The 18,963-nt window shown below is 45.2% G+C and carries 12 protein-coding genes; 9 read left to right on the top strand and 3 right to left on the bottom strand.

Annotation, left to right across the window (positions count from 1 at the left end; translation table 11 throughout):
• The first annotated feature begins 3 nt into the window (after positions 1–3).
• The 5 genes from tsaD to rpsA all read left to right on the top strand — a co-directional run bounded on the left by tsaD (position 4) and on the right by rpsA (position 4,698).
• Positions 4–1,020, top strand: a complete 1,017-nt coding sequence (gene tsaD / locus DB520_RS00990; protein WP_114747807.1) for a tRNA (adenosine(37)-N6)-threonylcarbamoyltransferase complex transferase subunit TsaD — start codon at positions 4–6, stop codon at positions 1,018–1,020.
• Positions 1,013–1,477 carry an SsrA-binding protein SmpB gene (gene smpB / locus DB520_RS00985; RefSeq protein WP_198675209.1) on the top strand — a complete coding sequence of 155 codons (465 nt, stop codon included), beginning with the start codon at positions 1,013–1,015 and terminating at the stop codon, positions 1,475–1,477. The genes tsaD and smpB overlap by 8 nt, the downstream gene beginning before the upstream one ends.
• Positions 1,443–2,258, top strand: coding sequence for a C40 family peptidase (locus DB520_RS00980; protein WP_114747805.1), 816 nt, complete (start codon positions 1,443–1,445; stop codon positions 2,256–2,258). Before smpB ends, DB520_RS00980 begins: the two co-directional genes overlap by 35 nt.
• A gap of 8 nt (positions 2,259–2,266) precedes the next feature.
• Positions 2,267–2,773, top strand: a complete 507-nt coding sequence (locus DB520_RS00975; RefSeq protein WP_114748717.1) for an HNH endonuclease — start codon at positions 2,267–2,269, stop codon at positions 2,771–2,773.
• A 158-nt stretch (positions 2,774–2,931) separates the two neighbouring features.
• Positions 2,932–4,698, top strand: coding sequence for a 30S ribosomal protein S1 (gene rpsA, locus DB520_RS00970; protein WP_114747804.1), 1,767 nt, complete (start codon positions 2,932–2,934; stop codon positions 4,696–4,698).
• A 176-nt stretch (positions 4,699–4,874) separates the two neighbouring features.
• On the opposite strand, the gene DB520_RS00965 is transcribed toward rpsA, so the two are convergent.
• The 3 genes from DB520_RS00965 to DB520_RS00955 form a co-directional block, all read right to left on the bottom strand.
• Positions 4,875–6,425, bottom strand: coding sequence for a glycoside hydrolase (locus tag DB520_RS00965; RefSeq protein WP_114747803.1), 1,551 nt, complete (start codon positions 6,423–6,425; stop codon positions 4,875–4,877).
• Between the two features lie 185 nt (positions 6,426–6,610).
• On the bottom strand, positions 6,611–8,311 hold the full coding sequence (locus DB520_RS00960) for a RagB/SusD family nutrient uptake outer membrane protein (protein ID WP_114747802.1): 1,701 nt from the start codon (positions 8,309–8,311) through the stop codon (positions 6,611–6,613).
• 11 nt (positions 8,312–8,322) lie between these two features.
• A complete protein-coding gene (locus DB520_RS00955; protein WP_114747801.1) occupies positions 8,323–11,421 on the bottom strand; it encodes a SusC/RagA family TonB-linked outer membrane protein in 3,099 nt (1,032 codons plus the stop codon).
• Between the two features lie 183 nt (positions 11,422–11,604).
• On the opposite strand from DB520_RS00955, the gene DB520_RS00950 reads away from it, so the two are divergent.
• From DB520_RS00950 to DB520_RS00935, 4 genes are all read left to right on the top strand, one after another.
• Positions 11,605–15,678: a hybrid sensor histidine kinase/response regulator transcription factor gene (locus tag DB520_RS00950; protein WP_114747800.1), complete on the top strand. Its 4,074-nt coding sequence runs from the start codon at positions 11,605–11,607 to the stop codon at positions 15,676–15,678.
• Between the two features lie 47 nt (positions 15,679–15,725).
• Positions 15,726–16,625, top strand: a complete 900-nt coding sequence (locus tag DB520_RS00945; RefSeq protein WP_114747799.1) for a glycoside hydrolase family 16 protein — start codon at positions 15,726–15,728, stop codon at positions 16,623–16,625.
• A gap of 252 nt (positions 16,626–16,877) precedes the next feature.
• Entirely contained in the window at positions 16,878–17,453 is a 576-nt protein-coding gene (locus tag DB520_RS00940) for a YceI family protein (protein WP_114747798.1), read from the top strand.
• Positions 17,454–17,659: 206 nt separating this feature from the next.
• Complete coding sequence (locus DB520_RS00935) at positions 17,660–18,961, top strand: hypothetical protein (protein ID WP_114747797.1); 1,302 nt, start codon at positions 17,660–17,662, stop codon at positions 18,959–18,961.
• Positions 18,962–18,963: the final 2 nt, after the last annotated feature.

The following is an 18,963-nucleotide window of genomic DNA, read 5'->3' as shown; positions in this document are numbered from 1 at the left end:
CGGATGAAGATAAATATATTGGCGATAGAGTCCTCCTGTGATGAAACGTCCGCAGCGGTCATTTCTGATGGCAAAGTACTTAATAATATCATAGCCACGCAATCCGTGCATGAGAAATATGGGGGGGTGGTTCCCGAACTTGCCTCCAGGGCTCACCAGCAGCACCTTATTCCCGTGGTACACCAGGCTATGGAGGAGGCAGGTATGCGTAAAAGTGATCTTTCGGCAATAGCATTTACCCAAGGGCCTGGCTTGATGGGGGCATTGCTGGTGGGGGGGTCCTTTGCCAAATCGCTTGCCTATGCTTTGGAAATCCCCTTAATAGCTGTAAATCATATGGAGGCGCATGTACTGGCGCATTTTATTGATGCCCCATATCCTTCTTTTCCATTCATTTGCCTCACGGTAAGCGGGGGACATACCCAGTTGGTACTTGTCAAGGACTACCTAGACATGGAAGTGGTAGGGGAGACGTTGGACGATGCGGTTGGGGAGGCTTTTGACAAAACCGCCAAAATGCTTGGCTTGCCTTATCCTGGAGGGCCAGAGATGGACAAGTTGGCAGAAAAAGGAAACCCAGAGGCATTCCCTTTTCCCATTACTCAAATGAAAGGGCTCGACTTTTCCTTCAGTGGCATCAAAACTGCTGTGCTCTATTTTCTAAGGGACAGATTAAAGGAAGATCCTGGTTTCATAGACCGTCATCTTCAAGATATTTGTGCGTCTGTGCAACACTCCTTGATTACAATGCTGCTGATAAAAGTAAGGAAGGCTGCTCGACAATTTGGCATCCATGAAATCGCCATTGCTGGAGGCGTGTCTGCCAATAGTGGACTCAGGGCTGCTATAAACCTGGAGGCGAAAGAAAAGAACTGGAAGGTTTATGTTCCCAAATTGGCCTACTGCACTGACAATGCCGCCATGATTGCCATGGCAGGTCATTATAAATATTTAGAAGGAAGATTCTGTGACCGGGAAGTAAGCCCCATTGCAAAAATGAAAATAGGGAATCATGGATAAGAAAAAGAAATTCGATAAGATTATCAATATAAAAAACAGGAAAGCCAGTTATGAATTTGAATTCATAGACAAGTATGTGGCAGGGGTAGTTTTGACGGGTACAGAAATTAAGTCCATTAGAGAAGGAAAGGTTTCCCTTACCGAAGCCTATTGCTATTTCAGGAGGAGCGAACTTTTCATCAAGCAGATGCATATTGCCCCTTACAGCCTAGCCTCCCATTTCAACCATGATGCGGTCAGGGAGAGAAAGCTCTTACTCCAAAAGCAAGAGTTGAAAAAAATAGAGAATAAGTTTGCTGAAAAGGGCCTCTCGATTGTCCCTATCCGTATATTTATCAACAATAAGGGGCTAGCCAAGATTGAGATAGCCTTATCAAAGGGTAAAAAAGTACATGACAAGAGGCAATCTATAAAGGAGAAAGATGCAAAACGAGATCTTCAGCGAATGGCATACTGACTGGAAATTTGGAATTTGCAGATTTCCTGTTTTGTCGCTTTATCGGGAACCGGTGATTGGTTCCGGGCTAACCAGTCAATTGTTATATGGGGAGACATACAAGGTGCTTGGGGCTTCAAAGGACAGCAAATGGATCATGGTGACGGGGGACAGAGAGGCGGGAAACGGCTGGATACCTACGGTTCAGCTCCATTCGATTTCTGGAGACGCCTATCAGAACTACCAAAAGGATGACTTTAGAATCGTTTCCTCTCCTTTTGGGAAAGTGGTAGTCGGAGGTGAGCCTTTTTACTTGTTGCCGGGAAGTATTGTGCACGTATCTTCCTCAGAGCTGTTTTCCATAGAAGAAATCGTACATATGGAAGGGGAGTTTAGGGAGTTCACAAACAAAGCCAACAGGGAAGAGCTTGTGAAGATAGCCCTAGGGTTTTTAAGGGCTCCTTACCTTTCCGGAGGAAGGAGTTATTTTGGGATCAACTCAGGTACACTCATCCACCTAGTTTACAAAATCGGGGGATACGTGGTGCCCAATTATTTAGCGGGCCTGTTGACCTTTGGAAAACCAATTACGCAAGATGTGCTTCAGACAGGAGACATTGTCCTTTTCGCCAATGAAAACAATATCCCTTCACATGTGGGGATGTATTTGGGGGATAAACAACTTATGGAAGTAAAGGGAGCAGTGCAGATAAGGCCTTTTGAACCCGAGGATCATAAATCCGTCTCAAACATTTCACGACCAAATCAGGTTCATCAACTATTAAAAATATTTCCAGGATGAAAGACTGGATGGAAAAAAAGGTATTAGTACTTAACCTAGACCATACTCCTATTGCTGTAGTAACGGTGCAGAAAGCTATTGTCCTTACCATCCTGGAAAAAGCCACCTCCTTAGCCCATTTCGAATATCTCAGGATTAGAACCGTGGATAGGGAGTTTTTTTATCCCGCAGTAATCCGTCTATATGAGTATAAAAACATTCCTTACAAAGGCGTCATGCTCAATCGATCCAATATTTTCAAAAGGGATGATCAATCCTGCCTTTACTGCGGAGCCACGAAGAGTCTCACCATAGACCATGTAATACCCAAATCCAAAGGAGGAAGGACAAGTTGGAACAATTTGGCCACAGCATGTCATAGGTGCAATACCCTAAAAGGGGACAAGACTCCCGAGCAGGCGGGTATGAGCCTCCGTAAGTTGCCCTTTAAACCTACCCTCTCTCATTTTTTGGCGGAATATGCAGAAAGGCATGCGGAAGAGTGGTTGCCTTTCCTCCCAATGAGGACAGTATAGACGGCTAACTTTTTGTAAACAAGCAGTTTCTAATCTTAAAAAAATTTGTACATTTGCAGTCCGTTCGGTCGAACGGCTCCCAATGGGGGTATACATATTCACAAAACCTCAACCCATTTGACCCCAGGGTTGTTGAATTTCAGGGTCTTATTATTAATATGTCAAATAACGAAGATTTTAACTGGGAAAAGTACGAAACCAAGGGTTTTGGAGAAGGCTACACCAAGGCTGAAAGGGCTGAAATGGAAAAGCTGTATGACGAAACCCTAACGGAGATCACGGAGAAGGAGGTCATTAAAGGTACCGTAGTAGGTATCAACGACAAGGATGTGATCGTCAACATTGGTTTCAAATCAGATGGCCTGGTGCCACTCAATGAATTCCGTGATTTGGAAGAATTGAAGATAGGTGACCAAGTAGAACTTTTCATCGAAGAGCAGGAAAACTCCCTTGGCCAGTTGGTGCTTTCCAGAAAGAAGGCCAAGATGGTAAGAGCTTGGCAGGAGATCGAAGATGCCCTCGAATTCGACAACGTGATCGAAGGCTTGGTGAAAAGAAGAACAAAAGGCGGGCTTATCGTGGATATCTACGGTGTAGAAGCCTTCCTTCCTGGATCTCAAATCGATGTGAAGCCTATACGGGATTTTGATATCTATGTAGGCAAGAAGATGGAAGTGAAAGTGGTTAAAATCAACCACGCTAACGATAACGTAGTGGTTTCTCACAAGGTGCTGATTGAAAAAGACCTGGAGAAGCAAAAAGCCGAAATCCTCAACAACCTGGAAAAAGGACAGGTACTCGAAGGTGTGATAAAGAACATGACCAACTTTGGTGTCTTTATCGACCTGGGTGGTGTGGATGGATTGCTTCACATCACGGACATCTCTTGGGGAAGGATCAACCATCCCGAAGAAGTGCTTAACCTGGACGACAAAGTACAGATTGTGGTGCTTGATTTTGATGATGACAAGAAGAGGATTTCCTTGGGAATGAAGCAACTTACTCCCCACCCATGGGATTCACTTTCTGCGACCCTGGATGTTGGGTCCAAGGTTAAGGGTAAGATTGTGAACGTTGCTGATTATGGCGCATTCCTTGAATTGGCCCCAGGTGTGGAAGGGCTTATTCACGTATCTGAAATGTCATGGTCTCAGCACTTGAGAAACCCCGCTGACTTTGTGAAGGTAGGGGACGAAATTGAAGCCGTAGTACTTACCTTGGACAAGGATGACCGCAAGATGTCTTTGGGCATTAAGCAACTTACTGAAGATCCATGGACCAAGAAGGAAATGGGTGATAAATACGCCATCGGCACCAAGCATAAGGGTATCGTGAGAAACCTCACCAACTTCGGCCTCTTCCTAGAGCTAGAGGAAGGAATTGATGGTTTGGTACACGTTTCTGACCTCTCCTGGACCAAAAAGATAAAGCACCCCTCCGAGTTTGTGAAAGTTAGTGACGAATTGGATGTTGTGGTTCTTGAGCTAGACTTGGACAATAGGAGGCTTGCACTAGGCCATAAGCAGTTGGAGGAGAACCCATGGGATACTTTTGAAAGTGTATTCCCCGTAGGTTCCTTACACAAGTGTTCCATCATTTCCAAAAACGACAAAGGAGCGGTATTGGAGCTGCCTTATGGACTTGAAGGGTTCGCAACCACTAAAAACCTAGAGAAGGAAGATGGATCTCAGGCGGAAGCAGGAGAATCACTGGATTTCAGGGTAGTGGAATTTTCTAAGGATGATAAGCGTATTGTGCTATCACATACTGCATCCTTTAAGGAGGAGGCCATGCCTAAGTCCAAGAAAAGTGGAACCAAGAAGAAAACTGGAGCACCCGATGCCCCTGGAGAAAAATCCACCCTTGGGGATCTGGACGCATTGTCTGCATTGAAAGAGAAAATGGACGAAGACTCCAAGAAGTAATCTAAACTTTAAAGGGATTATCCTACCAAAAGCACCGTTCCGGAAGGGACGGTGCTTTTTGGTTTTATAAAGGATGTAAGTTTCTCCCAAACTGTAAGAAAAATCAAGATGCAGTCAACTGTATTTTCCAGGAGAAAATGATGTGAGGCGGTTTCGGACTTTGCTGGTAGATCCATTCAATCCTTTCCCACCAAGGTCATCACTGACCTTTCAGGAAGGGTTATGGTTTCAGTTCCCGTCTCAACTAAAATAGGACTTAAGTCGTTGTCTTCATCAGTGAGGAAGGCGCTCCAACCATAATCTTCTCCTAATTCTTCCGGGATTGAAACAGTGGCAGCATGAATGGAGGAGTTTACCAGCACCAAAACCAATTCCCGGGAGTCAGGATCTTTATATCCTGAAACCAACACATCCGCCTTTTCGGCATTCTCCACGGCAGCATTCACCCCTATGCGATGATAACCGGGACGGATAAAACGGCTGAAATTGCCCAATGTCCACAACATTTTACTCTCATAAATCTCCCCATCCTCTTCCTCTTTGTCCACGTAAACCAGGCCATCTTTATAATTGTAGGGAGAAACCCCCAGCCACCAGTGCCAGGCGGATGCGCCAGAAGTGGTGAGGTCAGTGTGAATCACCCTGGCCATGTAGAGTGCAGGGGTCATACCCAAGTCCCTTCCCCGGCCCTCGATTTCACCGTCATTATCCCCTAGGATGCAATATTCCGACATCCAATAGGTCAATCCTGGAAAGGAAGCCAGGGAATTCGCTAATTGCTCTCTCTTGGTCACCGCCATGGAAAGGGGGGAGGTAGTGAAGTAGCTGTGCCCGGAAATGCTATTGCTTACCCTGGAAAGGTCACCCAGGTATAGCTCGCTTTCAGGGTTGAAAAAGGCATTGATCTGCTCAGACCTGCCAGGCCTGTTGTGTTCCTCATAAAGGTATTCGATCTGACCGGCTTCCGCCAGGTCTATGTTGGTGTTGTCACCCCGTTTTTCTAAAGATAAATTCAGTGCATTGGCAATGCCTGCTATCTCCTCGTTCCAAAAGGGGGTGCCTTCCTGGCCACCATCTTCCCAATCCCACTGGGGTTCATTTACAGGACTTATGTAATCTACGGATAACCCTGTATTCTCCAATCCGGCTATGGCCTTTGCCATGTACTCTCCAAATGCCTCATAGTTTGAGGGGTCTAAATTGGATCGCTGTCCGGAATCCGTGTAAGCTTTCCCGTTTCTGGTCAGCCATACCGGGGGGCTATTTAGAAACACCAAAAGGTGTTCCACCTCCCTGTCCTTTGCCGCTTGGGCAAACCAGAGCTGGCCCTTCTGCCTGTTCGCGTCAAAATCTCCGTTTTCGTCCATTACTGAAGAGGCTCTACGCCAGGGGTCTCTGATGCCACTTTGCTCACCTTGGGCAGCACTTCCCGCCCCCAAGTTGAATCGCCAAAGGGAAAGGCCAATACCTTCGGGTTGGCCTTCTTCACTTATTTCCTTACTGAACAGCAGATCTGCAATTCGGTTTTTCTTATCATCTGGCCAAGTACCCACAAATTGGCAAGACCAGGCATCCGAGGCACCGAAATGAGCGATGGTTTGATGTTTTTCCTCCAGGTGGATCTCCACATTTACCCGTATGTTGGTAGTGTTGGCTTGCCTATGGTCGTTTTCACCGGGTATGGAACAGGCCATAAATAATAGCCATGATAAATAAATTACCTTCATTTATTAATGTTTTTTTCAATGGTCAAAATTGTTTACTAATCTGCCTGTATCATAATCAGACTTGCCTAGGAACTGTTCAAACATAGTTTATATTTAATCCCCCAATGAGGACTTTTCTATGCTTGGTTTCATTTTCGATTGGAAATGGGTAAAAAAAAGGGGAGAAACCTCCCCTTTTTTAATAATCAATTATAGCCCGGATTTTGTTCGAGCTGGTTGTCAGAGGCTAGGATTTCATCCCTTGGTATAGGAAGCCAATAATGACGCTCCTGGAAGCTTTTACCTTCCAACGCAGTTTTGAAATCATAGGTGAAATCTCCATCCTCATTCCTGCGGATGTCAATGCCTAAGGCGGGTTGGTTTTCCACTTCCATGGCGATCATCCATCTTCTCACATCATAGTAGCGGTGCTCCTCAAAGGCCAACTCAATTCTTCTTTCCTGTCGGATACGTTCCCGCATCTCGCCTTGGCTCAGGCCGGCAGGGAGTTCCGGCATATTCACCCCATTTCTGGTTCTTATGGCATTGATTGCATCGTAAACCGTGGCATCAGGCCCTACCGCCTCATTTTGTGCTTCCGCATAGCTTAGCAATACCTCGGCATATCGGAAATAGATCCAGTTTTGGGTACCAGCCACTTCCCAGGGGTTTTGGATGGGAAGAGTCTCATCGATGAATTTTCTAAGGTAATATCCACTCCTACTGGTATTCCAATTGGATGGCCCCTCCTGGCTGTCTCTTCCACCTGGAAGAAAGGTTTCCACGGCTCTTCCCCGATAAGGGGCACCGTTGAAGAGGATGGTTTCGTAAAACCGTGGATCGCGGTTTTCATAGGGAGCCGCTGCATGTTCTGGATTATCCCAGTCAAAGCTGCTACCGTCCATCATTTCATAATCATCCACCAGGGTCTGCAAAGGAACATTGCCTCCCCATCCATCGTAGCCATTCGGTCCATTGGCTATCTCCAAGGCAGTATGCCTTTCGTTGATATTATAAAACCGTGCAAAGATCACCTCTTCGTGACTTCCAGGAGTCAGGAACATTTCCCCGTAACCGTCCTGATACAGGCTGTATATACCGAGTTCCATGATTTCACGGTAGGCCTCAGCTGCAGCTGTCCATTTTTGTTGATCGTTTGCATTTCCATCGTTAAAGAGGGGGCTCGCTGCGTAGAGCAGTAACCTTGCTCTCAGGGCCATGGCTGCACCTCGGGTAGCTCTACCTTCCTGCCAACTCCCATCATTTTGAAGGGGAAGAACTGGTATGACTGCATCCAATTCACCAATGGCATATGCCAGGCCGTCTTCAATGGAGATTTTCTGGAAGAGCGCGGGATCCGTAAAGTCATCCCCAAGTTCATATACCTGATCATGCATGAGTACCACTTCCCCGTAATTTCGTATGAGGTCATGATAGCGGAATGCACGTATAAACCTAAGTTCTGCGGTAAGTCTTTCTTTTCCAAAATCACTCATTTCCACATCTGGCATATTGGTGAGGGCATAATTACACTCCCGTATGCTTCTGTAACTCCGTCCCCATAAAGTGCCTGCGATACCTGTATTTTCTGGGGATAGTTGCCCTTGCTGGATCACCCAGGTTTCGTCATCGTTGTTATATACCGATTCATCAGTCAGGGAGCCCCATAGGGCATATTCAAACCCCCTCCCAAACCCGGGTACGGAGCCGTCTCCTTCTTTGTCAGTAAGTCGCACACCCAAATACCGATTGATGACAAATGCCTCAAAAAGGGAAGAGTCAGCCAAAATGGAGGCATCCGAAATCCGGTCCGTGGGAACAATATCAAGGAAATCATCCTTGCAGCCAACTAATATATTGCTGCATATGAGTAAACCCAATAGTGGGTAAGTTATATTCTTCTTCATGGATTAGCTGTTTAAAATGATACGTTTACACCAAGATTTATAATCCGCTGCTGGGGGTAAAACTGTGCACTACCGCTGGAACCTTCGGGATCGAAATCCTGAACACCAGTAATGGTAAAGAGGTTAAAGGCATTGGTGTAAAGCCTTAAATTCCCAATCCCAAAACGGTCTAATACTGCGGTGGGGAAATTGTATCCCAACTCAAGGTTTTTAAGTCTCACAAAGGAAACGTCCTGCAGCCAGAAGTCACCTGGAAACAGCCCCCCACTTACTGCGGAAGATGCCCTCTCGCTTACCCTGGGATGTGTGCCCTGTGGGTTATTTGGGCTCCATCGGTTGTCTGACCAGCTACTGTAATAGTTGCCCACAGTACCGGACTCGGGTAATACATACTGCCTTACCCGGGCTTGTCCGGCAAATACCATGGCGATGTCGAAATTTTTATATCCTGCATTGAGGTTCAGGCCAAAAGTTATTTGGGGGATGTTTCCGAGCTCGGTTCGGTACATGTCGTCTGCAGTAATTACTCCATCTCCGTTAATGTCCTCGTAGATTAAATCTCCGGGTTGGGCGCCAGGTACACTTGTCACTTGCTCAATTTCATCATCAGTTTGAAAAATCCCAGTGGTCCTATATACTAAATAGGTGTTTAATGGCCTGCCGGTTTGTCTTTGATGTTCAGGAACCCCTGGAGCTTCATCCATAAATACCACCTCGTTTCTGGCATAGGTGAAGTTACCAGAGACCCCAAAATTAAACGCACCCACATGCTGATAACCCACCGTGGCCTCCATACCATGGCTGGTCACTTCGCCGATATTTTCCGAGGGAACCAAGGATTCATCATCAAAAGGATTTACTATCCCTGAGACTGCAGGTATGGAAGCATTCCTTGTGGTAAGGATATCACTTCTGTTTTGGTGGAAGAAAATCACTTCGGTATTGAATTTCTGGAGCCATACCGCATTTATACCTATATCTGTTTTTGTAGATACTTCCCAAGTGATGTTGGGATTTCCTAATCGCACTAAGTCAATTCCCGTCACCACTTCTCCACCTACGACATACCGGTTATTGAAGGTGTAATTGTCGAAAAACTGGAACTGCCCTACATTGTCATTCCCCAGTTGACCATGAGAAACCCTGAACTTCAAATCATCGAACACATCGGCCACACCTCCTGAAAACCAGTCCTCCTCCGTGATCCTATAGCCGGCAGAGATGGAGGGGAAAAACCCATATCTGTTCCCTTCCGGAAAGATGGATGAGCCGTCCGCCCTTGCCTGAACCTCTACCAGGTATTTTTCCTGATAGTTATAGTTAAACCTACTTATTATACTTCTTCTGGAGAAATTATAGGAACTTCCCCAGTTGTCATAGTCAGATAACGCTGGTCCTCCTTGGGACAGTTCAGGTGTTTCCGCAGTGGGAAAGTGGAAGCGAGAAGCCCCCATCGTGTGAGAGTGATTGAAGCTCTGCTCATATCCCACAAATGCATCAACGTGATGCACACCAAAGCTTTTATTGAAGTTTAATTTGATATTGCTCACCTGCATGGAGGCATAGGTGTGCCCCTCTTCCAAGGAAGGCATTTGGTTGGGCCCCCCGCCTACCACAATAGGGTTGAAGGCGTCCTCCGAGGGACTATAGTTGTAAAGGGTATAAGGGGTTCTCCAATTTCGGTACCGATCTGAACTTTCATCTATGGACAAAAATCCATCGACAGAAAATCCATCAATTGGGAGTTCGTAACTGGCCCTCAATATTCCGTTAAATACATACCTGGGATTATCGTGAACACCCCCTTCATCAGTGGCCATAATTGCGGGATGGTTGTTTTCAATACCACTAGAAGGTAATCCATTGGGAAAAAATGCCGGAACAGTAGGGTATGCCCTATAAATGGACCTGAAGATGGTACCTGCTCCCTCAGTGGGAAATTGCCTGGATTCTTTCCTTCCTGCCAATGAAACTCCCACCGTTAGCCTGTCCGTAATGTCCGCATCTAAATTTGTCCTGAAACTGTATTGTTCATATTGGTTGGCACCATTTCGATAAAGGCCATCTTGGGATAACATTCCCAAGGAGGCAAAATACCTAACATTTTCAGAGCCTCCTCTTACACTTAAGTCATGTTGATTTTGTAAGGCCACACTTTGAAGCGATTCCCTTTGCCAATTCGTGTTGGGATAATTTAAGGGATCTGCCCCTGACCTGAACAAGCCAATTTCCTCTTGGCTATATAATTGGTTCAGTCCATTTTGACGGTTGTTGTAGTAGGCGATCTCATTTCTAATTTCCGCATAGGTACCTGCATCGGCCAAGTTTGGAAGGCGGGTAGGGGATGAGAATCCTTGGTTAAAGCTGTAAGTTACTCTTGGCTTTCCTGTTTCCCCCCTTTTGGTGGTTACCAATATTACTCCGTTTGCTGCGCGGTTTCCATATACTGCGGCGGAGGCGTCTTTCAACACAGAAATACTTTCGATGTCATTGGGGTTCAGCCTTTCCAGACCGCCTACCTGACCAGGTACGCCATCTACTACTACCAAGACATCGTTGTTCCCCGTGGTGGCCAAACCCCTGATCGAGATGCTTGAGCCGTCATAGCCAGGTTCCCCACTTCTGTTATTGGCGATCAGCCCGGAAAATCTACCTGCCAAAGAGTTGGAAATGTTGGGTTGGGGACTTTGGGCAATATCCCTTCCTTCCACTTGTGAAACAGAACCTGTGAGTGTGGCTTTTTTCTGTTCTCCATACCCCACTACCACCACTTCACTCAGGGACTCCATGTCAGGAGCCATCTGGACTTCAATGGTGGATTGTGTACCCGGTTGTATTTCTTGGGCGGTGTATCCTAAGAATGAAACCTGCAAGGTAAGATCTTCCTCTGAAGGCACCGACAAACTGAAGCTACCGTCGAGGTCCGTAACTGTACCCGAACTAGTTCCTTTTACGATCACTGATGCCCCTGGTAGGGGCTCTCCATTTTCGTCAAGGACTGTTCCTTGAATGGTGCGATCCTGGGCGAAAACACTCCCGTAGATCAAAAACAAAAAGGAGAATAGCCAGCAATGGAGGTTATTCCCCTTTCTTGAGTTGAATTTTAGCATAATTTACAGTTAATTGATTAGACTTGAGTTTATCAACCATCCTTACTTAAGGAATGGCTGGAACAATAATCGGGGTTTTAGTTGTTTATTTAAGGGGTATATTTGTCCTATTATAAGGGGTAAATTGTCCAAATTGCTAAATAAGTTAATCTGTGAATACCCCTCTTTCAATCTAAAGATTCCATGATGCCTATTTTTCTCCCCTTGTTCCTTTTTATTATGTCCTTTTTTCAAGGGGCACCACAATCAGAAGATACAAAGGTATTGGACCAGACAGACCTTAACTTTTATTTAATGGATGTCGATGATGGGTTGGCGCATAACGTGGTGTTTAGCTTGGCCCAAGATTCCTTGGGTTATATTTGGATAGCCACCCTGGATGGGGTAAGTAGGTATAATGGGAAAGATTTCGAGAATTACAGACACAACCCCCAATCCCCAGGCGCCACCTTGGCCAACAATTACGTGCAGCAGTTGCTGATGGATCAGGGACTGGACTTATGGATGGCCACAGACGGTGGATTGACAAAGTATGAGCTTTTGAATGACAGGTGGATTACAGAAGCCATGGAGGAGGATTGGGCGAAAAGCAGTATAAGTGCCGTCACAAAAAACAAGCGGGGGGATTTGTTTGCAGGATTGTATAGTAAGGGTCTTTTGGTGAGTGGGGAAACAGGGGAAAGTACCTTGTTGAAACATGAATCCAATAACCCTAATACACTTTCTTCCAACCTGATTTCTTCCCTTACTCACCAAGGGGACAGTATGGTATGGATTGGTACTTTTGATGCGGGAGTTTGTAAACTGGACGTGAAGCAGAAAACGGTATATAGAATTCCACTTAGGTCTGAGGGTCAATCCATAAAACGCGTGAATGTGGTATATTCAGATGTAAGGGGGAATATGTGGATAGGTTCGCAAGGGGGGCTTCACGTCATTACGGTAGAGAAGGATACTTTGCATATGACCCGTTCCCCATCTCCGTTATATGGGTTAAGTGATGATGAAGTCCTTAGCCTGGAAGAAGATCAGTTTGGTCGGCTATGGGTAGGTACCCGAAATGGGGGCTTGAATATTTTCGATCCGGTTGTTTTTCTGGAAAACCCTTCCCAACCTGATCTAAAATGGTACTTACCTAAATCTGACGGGAGCAGTGTTTTTAACCGTACGGTGTCTGCCCTTTTTCTGGATAGGGAGAACAATATGTGGATAGGCACCAGTACCGGAGTGAACTTCGTAAATCCAGGTGGAGAGCCGGTCAAATGGGTGCAAAGGAACCCGGGAAATGAAAACTCCATCTCTCACAATCGAATAGGAGCACTCGCCAGAAGTAAATCTGTAGGCCTATGGGTAGGTACAGATGGGGGAGGGATTGACCTATATGACCCTCAATTGGGAAAAATCAAGAATTTGAAGCATGAGGAAGAAACTCCTAATAGTTTGTCCAACAATTTTGTGATTTCTTTACTGGAAGATACACAAGGAAGGCTATGGGCTGGCACTTACCGTGGTGGTATTAACCTCTGGGACGAAAAAATCAATGGTTTCAAAAAATTCCTTCAAGGAGAACCAAAAGACGGATCAGATGTCAGGGTGATTTTTGAATCCTCTGACCATAGTATCTGGGTAGGTACTAATCAAGGAGGTTTATATAAATTCGAGGAGGAGGAAGAAAGTTTTACCTTTATTGAGGCCCTGAATAAAAGTGATATCAGGGGAATATCCGAGGACGCATATGGCAACCTTTGGCTTGCCACCTATGGTAATGGGGTTATCAGGTACAACCCCTTCAAGGAGGAAACCAAGCATTATGACACATCCAATTTTAGCCAATTAGAAGAGAATATTTTTTTCAGCACCCTTTGTATGGAGGATGGGACTGTATTAGCCGGAAGTAGGTATGGGGGACTGATACGGATTGATCCCGCTAGCGACCATATTTCCCAATTCACCGAAGCTGATGGGTTAAGTAATAATACCATTAGTAGTTTGGCAATAGGAGCAGATGGCTTGGTTTGGATGGGGACTTTTCAAGGTATCAGCTATTTCAATCCGCAAAGGAGCGAGTTTGGCAACCTGAATACCCTTGAAAATATCCAAAGGGGTGAATTTTACATAGGGGCTATAGCAGCTGGGAAGGAGAGGGAAGTGTATTTCGGTGGCAACAAAGGTCTTAACGTGATTGATACCCGGAAATTGGGGGAGAAACGTGCTGGATATCCCTTGTTGTTTGAAAACTTCTCGGTAGCTAACCAGAAAGTTGGGGTGGATAAGGAAGTCTTGGATTCTGCTTTGTCCTTTAAGCGAGTCATAACCATAGATCACGACAAATCCCTGTTCTCTTTCAATTTTAACCTTTTGAAATTCCCATTTGCCCGGCAAGTACAGTATGCTTATTTTCTAGAGGGGTATCATAAGCAGTGGGTTTCAGTGAATGAATCTGGCACGGCCAATTTAAGTAGGATTCCCCCAGGGAAATATATATTAAGGGTAAAAGCCAGTACAGGAAATGGCTTGGAAAGTACGAATAGCATGGCGATCCTCATTCCTCCCCCTTTCTGGAAAACCTGGCCTGCCTATCTTTTTTATTTTTTACTGTTTGGAGCCTTGGTTTTTGGTTTTTTCAACTACTATACAGAAAGGATTAAGTTAAAAAACTCCCTTCTCCTGGAAAGAAAAATGCGCCAATTGGAAAGAGGTGTGAATGAAGAAAGAATCAGGTTTTTTACCAACTTTTCCCATGAATTAAAGACCCCCTTGACGCTTATTATTGCGCCTTTGGAAGAATTGAACTCGGCATTAAAGGGGAGTCCTTATTACAAAAAACTCAAGCTAAGCTTGAGGAATGCCAACTATCTTCACACGCTGATAGGGGATCTATTGGAATTTAGAAAGGCGGAGACCGGCATAGGGCGGCTTGAAGTAGGAGGGCACGATTTGGTGTATTGTCTCAAAAAATGGGTGAAAAACCATATGCCTTTGGCCAGACGAAAAGGAATAGAGCTGGACTTGTTACCTATGGAAGAGTCTTTTCAAATGGCCAACTTCGATGTGGATAAACTTCAAATTGTGGTCAACAACCTGCTTTCAAATGCCCTGAAATACTGTACCTCTGGGGATAGGGTGAAGGTGAGTTATCATAAAGGAGCTTTTGAACATTGCATAAGGGTAGAGGATTCAGGTCCAGGGATACCCAAGGAGGAATTTCCAAAGCTTTTTGAGTGGTTTTATAGGGCCGATGAAAAATCCAACAAGGAGGGTACTGGTATTGGATTGGCGCTTGCCAAAAGGCTGATGGAGCTACATGGAGGAGGTATTGAGGCAAGTGAGAGTGCCATTGGTGGAATCAGGTTTCAGTTGCATTGGCCCTTGGATCTACCTGTTAGTACGGTGGAAAAGGAAATAGATGGTGAAATTCTCCATGATCTTCAAGCGGCAGGCACAGAATCGGATCAACGGCCAAAAGAGGTAAATGCAAGTACTGAAAAGGAAGTGATATTAATTGTGGATGACAATGAGGATATCGTAGAATATTTGGAAGAGATTTTCACCCCAACTTATGAGGTCATTAAAGCCAAAGACGGCGTGAATGGTTTTCAGGCGGCCATTCATCAAGTGCCTGATTTGATCATTTCTGATGTGATGATGCCAAGGAAGGATGGGCTGGACCTTTGCTCGGCTCTGAAGTCCCATTTTGCCACTACCCATATCCCCATTATCCTTTTAACAGCCAAAAGCAGCCCAGCTAGCATTCAGGAGGGGTTTCGGGAAGGTGCAGATGAATATATGGTAAAACCATTCAACACTTCCCTTTTACAAGTGAGAGTGGAAAATCTTCTTGATAACAGGCGTATGCTAAGGAAGTATTTCCTGAAGCAACAAAGCGAGGAAGAAATTCAATCTTTGGGTGATACCGACTCAGGCTTGGTGAAAACCGAACAGGAGTTTCTCCATAAGATAAACGGCATTATCATAGACCATATGCAAAGAGGGAATACCCATGTGGAGGAAATTGCCCAAGAAATAGGCATGAGCAGAACAAGCCTTTACCGGAAAATGAAGGCATTGACCGGTGAAAGCATTAACGAGTATATTCGAAAACTGAAAATTCAATATTCCGCAAAGCTCATCGAGATTCATGGCTACACCATTTCTCAGGCAGCCTTTGAGGTGGGGTTTAATGATTTGAAGTATTTCAGGAAGGTCTTTAAGGAACATTTCGGTAAATTGCCTTCGGAACTCAAAAAACAACCTTAAGGAAAGTTTTTAGAAATTGGTAATTGTCACTTTAGATCCTCAAAAATATGAATGGTTATCCCTGCATCCGCAATTGTTTTAGAATTGATTTCCTTATCCCAGTTTTTTCTTTTTTTCTGCTGTTTGCTTCCTGTCAATCCCAACAATCTACCAATGAAAATCAGGAAAGGGATGAATATGAATTGGTATGGAGTGATGAATTCGAGGAAGAGGGTGCACCCAATCCTGATTTTTGGAGCCATGAGGAAGGCTTTGTCCGTAACAGGGAGCTGCAATATTATCAACCCGACAATGCGGAAGTGAAGGAGGGCAGGTTGGTGATAGAAGGGCGCCGGGAAAAGGTAAAGAATCCCGCTTTCGAGGAAGGATCCTCGGACTGGAAAAAAGCCAGGGAATATTCGGAATATACTGCATCTAGCATTCACACCAGAGGGAAAAAATCCTTCCAGTATGGGCGGGTTGAAGTGAGGGCAAAAATCGATACGGCACTGGGTATGTGGCCGGCCATATGGACCCTTGGCGTAGAAGGAGGTTGGCCTGCCAATGGGGAGATTGATATCATGGAATATTATCTGATCAAAGGGCAACCTCATATTTTGGCCAATGCCGCTTGGGCACATGAAGAAAAAAGGGCGGCATGGGACGAAGCAACTTACCACATCAGTCACTTTACCGATCAGGACCCGGATTGGATAGACAAATTCCACGTTTGGAAGATGGATTGGACGGAGGAATACATCAGGATTTTTTTAGATGATGAGCTGCTCAATGAGGTGGATCTTTCTGAAACCATCAATCCAGATGGGGTAAACCCTTTTCAGCAGCCACACTACCTTTTGCTGAATTTAGCCATTGGCTCCAATGGAGGGGACCCCTCATCAACGGACTTTCCTCGAAGGTATGAGGTGGAATATGTCAGGGTGTTTCAGAAGAAAGACAAACGCTAAAATGGATTTGGCCCCACCTTAAATAAATGTTTTGTGAAATAACATTTTTTCCTGATAGCCTATGTTGCTTGGTTGTGATTGAAGATTTCCTTTGCAAAATATAGTAAGTTATTTCCTTTAGGGGCTACCTGAATTCCACTAAACATTTCGGCTGAATTGAATCATTGAAAAAGCTGATATTTGTCATGGAATCCCAGTCCCGACTTTTTCAACTTTGTGTCAACTTATTTACAACCAACAAACTACCTAATTATGAATTATCTAAAAATAGCAGCTTTTTGGTGCTTGACATTGAGTGGAATCTGTTCTATACTTCCCGTTTACGCTCAGCAAACCTACAAATTGGGTCAAGATCCCCTTCTCCAGGTAAGTGGTGAGTCATCCCTTAAAGATTGGAAGATGGAAGCCAGTGATGCCCAGGGTTCTGGTGTGTTTCAGGTTTCCGATGGAAAACTTCAGGACATCTCTTCCTTGAAAGTGACGCTGAAGGCAGAGGAATTAAAAAGCGGCACAAGGGGCTTGGACAATAATGCCTATGATGCTTTAAATACTTCCGAATATCCTGACATCACTTTTGAACTTTTAGATTTTTCTGGAGGGGAACGATCCGGAGAAGCTAAAGGGAAGCTCACCATTGCCGGAGTGAGCAGGGAGATTAGTTTCCCCGTACAAATCCGCAAACAAGGGGAGGGGTATAATTTTACTGGTGAGGTGTCAACCAAGTTAACGGAATTTTCCATTGATCCCCCTACGGCACTTCTTGGTTCGGTTAGGACCAGGGATGAGATTACCTTAAGTTTTGATACTCAGTTTGTACCTTCTAATTAAATTCATAAATCTAGCATAACAAGATACTTCACACACACATGGAAAACTAAACATTATGCAAGAAAGGCCCCGTATCATGCTTGCCTTTCGGCGGGCAGGTTCAGGACTAGCTACCTGCCTGCTGATTTAGTTGCCGGTGCTATAGTAGACAGGACCTAAGCATCCGTGCGGGAAATGTTCTGACCATTGAAAAAAATATAATCATTATGAAAAGTTCTAAGTTATTCAATTTATCCATCTTCTTTTTTCTTATAAGTGCCAATGGAATAGCCCAAGGTTTGCAAAAAGACCTGCAATTTTGGCGACCCTATGACCAAAGAGGCATTAACATTTTTGAAACAGGAAAAGAAGATACAGTAGCCTTTGATGGCATGAAAGTACGGATTGGGGGACATTTTGCCCAACAGTTTCAGAACCTCAGCCATTCCAATACCGCTCAGCCGGTATTCAATGATGATGGGGTTAACACCAATCAGTTGATGGACATTGGCTTTGGCTCCAACCTGGCCACGGCCAATTTAAACATTGATGTGGCCTTGGCAGATGGGGTACGGCTGAATCTGATCACCTACCTATCCTCCAGGCACCACCCGGAAGCATGGGTGAAAGGCGGATTTATCCAAGTGGATAAACTTGGTTTCCTGGGGGTGGGTGAAACCGATTGGTTTGACAAATATTTAACCCTTAGGGTGGGACATATGGAAATCAACTACGGGGATGCGCACTTCAGAAGGTCGGATAATGGGAACGCTTTCTGGAATCCATTTATAGGCAACTATATTATGGATGCTTTTACCACCGAGGTGGGCGGTGAACTTTTCTTCCAAAATAACGGATGGATTGCCATGGCAGCAGTTACCGGGGGTGAAATTCAAGGAGGAGTGACCAACCCCGGATTCAGGCAGCCATCAGTAATCGGGAAGTTTGGGTATGACAATTACGTGGCCGAGGATTTTAGGGTAAGGTTGACCGGGTCAGTATATACCACTGCGGGCTCCAATCGAAATACACTCTGGGGGGGAGACCGGGCCGGTAGTCGGTACTACCTGGTAATGGAAAACACCCTGGCTAGCCCGGCGGCTCAATTTACTTCAGGACGCATTAACCCAAACCAGACAGACAACATTACCTCCTTCGTGGTTAACCCTTTTTTGAAATTCAAAGGAGTGGAGTTTTTTGGGAATTTTGAGCAAAGTACCGGGTCTGGCAGAAACGAAACTGAAAACCGTACCTGGAACCAATGGGCCACGGACTTGATCTACAGGTTTGGCCCTCAGGAGAAGTTTTACCTGGCTGGTAGGTACAATAGGGTAAGTGGGCCATTGTCCGGTTCAGGTGCCGATATCAACATTGAACGGGCGCAAATAGGTGGGGGCTGGTTTGTGACCAAAAACATCCTGGCCAAATTGGAATATGTGAACCAGGAGTATAATGGGTTTTCTGCCTCAGATATTAGGCATGGAGGTAGGTTCCATGGTTTTATGCTAGAAGGAGTTATTGGGTTTTAGGG

The sequence above is a fragment of the Pleomorphovibrio marinus genome (assembly GCF_003347495.1).
GTDB classification, from domain to species: domain Bacteria; phylum Bacteroidota; class Bacteroidia; order Cytophagales; family Cyclobacteriaceae; genus Pleomorphovibrio; species Pleomorphovibrio marinus.
This window is presented reverse-complemented; position numbering and strand designations above follow the sequence as displayed.

Bases quoted from the DNA above. Each gene is read 5' to 3' on its own strand.
- tsaD (WP_114747807.1), top strand. From the start codon at position 4: ATGAAGATAAATATATTGGCGATAGAGTCCTCCTGTGATGAAACGTCC.
- DB520_RS00965 (WP_114747803.1), bottom strand. From the start codon at position 6,425: ATGAAGGTAATTTATTTATCATGGCTATTATTTATGGCCTGTTCCATA.
- DB520_RS00960 (WP_114747802.1), bottom strand. From the start codon at position 8,311: ATGAAGAAGAATATAACTTACCCACTATTGGGTTTACTCATATGCAGC.
- DB520_RS00940 (WP_114747798.1), top strand. From the start codon at position 16,878: ATGAATTATCTAAAAATAGCAGCTTTTTGGTGCTTGACATTGAGTGGA.
- DB520_RS00935 (WP_114747797.1), top strand. From the start codon at position 17,660: ATGAAAAGTTCTAAGTTATTCAATTTATCCATCTTCTTTTTTCTTATA.
- DB520_RS00975 (WP_114748717.1), top strand. From the start codon at position 2,267: ATGGAAAAAAAGGTATTAGTACTTAACCTAGACCATACTCCTATTGCT.
- DB520_RS00980 (WP_114747805.1), top strand. From the start codon at position 1,443: ATGCAAAACGAGATCTTCAGCGAATGGCATACTGACTGGAAATTTGGA.
- DB520_RS00955 (WP_114747801.1), bottom strand. From the start codon at position 11,421: ATGCTAAAATTCAACTCAAGAAAGGGGAATAACCTCCATTGCTGGCTA.
- DB520_RS00945 (WP_114747799.1), top strand. From the start codon at position 15,726: ATGAATGGTTATCCCTGCATCCGCAATTGTTTTAGAATTGATTTCCTT.
- rpsA (WP_114747804.1), top strand. From the start codon at position 2,932: ATGTCAAATAACGAAGATTTTAACTGGGAAAAGTACGAAACCAAGGGT.
- DB520_RS00950 (WP_114747800.1), top strand. From the start codon at position 11,605: ATGATGCCTATTTTTCTCCCCTTGTTCCTTTTTATTATGTCCTTTTTT.
- smpB (WP_198675209.1), top strand. From the start codon at position 1,013: ATGGATAAGAAAAAGAAATTCGATAAGATTATCAATATAAAAAACAGG.